General features: G+C 61.7%; 2 protein-coding genes. One reads left to right on the top strand and one right to left on the bottom strand.

What is annotated here, in order from left to right; genetic code table 11:
* The first annotated feature begins 230 nt into the window (after positions 1 to 230).
* Complete coding sequence (locus ACE3OH_RS21630; RefSeq protein ID WP_374358166.1) at positions 231 to 1,103, top strand: prephenate dehydrogenase; 873 nt, start codon at positions 231 to 233, stop codon at positions 1,101 to 1,103.
* 309 nt (positions 1,104 to 1,412) lie between these two features.
* On the opposite strand, the gene ACE3OH_RS21625 is transcribed toward ACE3OH_RS21630, so the two are convergent.
* Positions 1,413 to 2,501, bottom strand: a 1,089-nt coding sequence (locus tag ACE3OH_RS21625; RefSeq protein ID WP_374358164.1) for a 1-acyl-sn-glycerol-3-phosphate acyltransferase, incomplete at its 5' end; no start/stop codon positions are given.

The raw sequence follows: 2,501 nt of genomic DNA, 5'->3' as shown, positions 1-2,501 counted from the left end.
ATCGCTATACCCCCGAATACCATATCCAGGCCATTGCGCCACAGAAGCCTTCGAATTTTTAGGGGAAAACGATCACGCGGCGCCGCGGGCCCCGGGTAGCCCAAGGCTGTTACTCCCGTAGGCGAAGGGATATTCGCTGAGCCATTCCCCTGTCTCTCCCGCCTTCGCGGGGGAGTCGCGCCGTTGGCGTGTTCGTGACGTGTTCAATCATTCCCGAGCGAGAGCAATCAATGACGCCAAACCGCATCAACAAGCTGGTAGTAATCGGCGTCGGCCTGATTGGCGGCTCGTTCGCGCTGGATTTGCGCCGCGCCGGCCTCGTCGATCAAGTAATTGGTGTCGGGCGCTCGCCGGAAAACCTGCAGCGCGCACTGCAGCTCAAGGTGATCGACCAGGCCGAAACCGACCCGGCACAAGCGGTACAGGATGCCGATCTGGTGCTGCTCGCCACCCCGGTCGGGCAGATGGATGCCGTGCTGGCGTGCATCGCCCCTGCCCTGCCGCGCCACACCATCGTCACCGATGCCGGCAGCACCAAGCGCGACGTGGCGGCGCTCTACCGCAAGCATCTGGCAGATAGCCTCGACCGCTGCCTGCCGGCGCATCCGATTGCCGGGTCTGATTTATCGGGTGCTGCAGCAGCGCGCTACAGCCTGTATGAAGAGCGCAAGGTGGTGTTGTGCCCCTTGGCCGAAACGGCCGGCACCACCACCACCCGCATTGCTGCGCTATGGCAGGCCTGCGGCGCCCACTTAGTGACGCTCGACGCCGAGCGCCATGACGCGGTGTTCGCCGCCGTCAGCCATCTGCCGCATCTTCTGGCGTTTGCCTATATGAACAGCGTGCTGGACCGGCCCGACGCAAACGATTGCCTGCGCCTCGCTGCCACCGGTTTTCGCGACTTCACCCGCATCGCCGGCAGCCACCCGGAAATGTGGCGCGATATCGCCCTGGCCAATCGCCCGGCACTGCTGGGCGACTTGCAGGCGTTCCGGCATGAATTGGACCAATTGATAGAGGCCCTGCAAGCCAGCGACAGCGCGGCTTTGGCCGAGCGTTTTGCGCGCGCCAGTGCAGCACGCACACATTGGGGCAAAGCTTAGATAGTGGCTAGCGAACGAGAACTCGAACCACAGAGAACACGGCGGGGGCACAGAGCAAGGCGCGCATATTGATGATGCCCAACTTGCAATCAACGCGAGGAAAAGGTCGCGGGAAAGCAAGTTGTACCGACCATCGCGGCTAAAGCCGCTCCTACAAACAGCCAGGCACACGGGCCGTGGATCGGCCTCGCCCCCTTCCCCTCTGTGCCACCTCTGCGTACTCTGTGCCCTCTGTGGTTCAAGATTTTGGGTTTTCCGAACACAGCCATGTCAATCCATGTCGGACTGAAGTCCGACCTACACGCACGATTACTTCCAGTCACCACGCAATGCAGCCACCCTTTGCTGCAGATCAGCCGCATTCACCTGTTCGCTTGGCACCGCTGCGCTGGCTACCAGCTCGATGCGTGACCAGGCACGGCGTGGGAATTTGAGCATGGCGGCGCCGTCCTTGCGGCTGAAAAAACTGCCCCACAGGCCGCGCAGCGCCATCGGGATCACCTGTGCACCCGACTGAGCCGCCATGGCTTCCACGCCGGGCTTGAACACATTGAGCTCGCCGTCATAGGTAATCTTGCCCTCGGGGAAGATGCACACCAGCTCGCCCTGCGCCAGATATTCCTGCACCTTGGCCAGCGCCAGCTCCTTCATGGCCGGGTCTTCCTTGGCCGGGGCGATCGGGATGGCGCCGGCGGTGCGGAAGATAAAATTGAGCACCGGCACCTTGAATATGCGGTGGTCCATGACAAAGCGCACCGGCCGCCTGATCGCGCCACCTATCACCAAGGCATCCATAAAGCTCACATGGTTGCACACCAGGATGGCCGGCCCCTCGTCGGGGATATTGTCGAGGCCGGTGTGCTTGACCCGGTACATGGTGTGCGTGGCAATCCACACCAGAAAGCGCATCAAGAATTCCGGCTGCAGGCCGTATACATACAGCGCCACCGGGATATTCATCAGGGTGACGATCAGCAAGAGCTGCGGAATCGAGGCGCCAGCCATCAGGATCAACACGCTGACAATGGCCGAGATCACCATGAAGAAGGAGTTGAGGATATTGTTGGCGGCGATGATGCGCGAGCGGTATTCCGGCTCGGTCAATAGCTGGATCTGCGCATACAGCGGCACGCAGAAAAAGCCGCCGAACACGCCCAGCATGGTCAGGTCGAACAGCATGCGCCAGTGCTCGCGCTGCGCGACAAAGCCGAGCCAATCGAGGTGCTGGCCCATGCTGAGCGGCCGGGCAAAGTAGAGATCGATACCGAACAGACACATGCCGATGGAGCCGAATGGCACCAGTCCGATTTCCACCTTGCGGCCGGACAGGGTTTCACACAGGGCAGACCCCGCGCCGATACCGACCGAAAACAGGCCCAGCAACAGGATATACACCGA

Source organism: Chitinimonas sp., assembly GCF_041904975.1.
GTDB lineage: Bacteria > Pseudomonadota > Gammaproteobacteria > Burkholderiales > Chitinimonadaceae > Chitinimonas.
The sequence above is the reverse complement of the archived record's forward strand: the minus strand, read 5'-3'. Positions and strand labels throughout refer to the sequence as shown.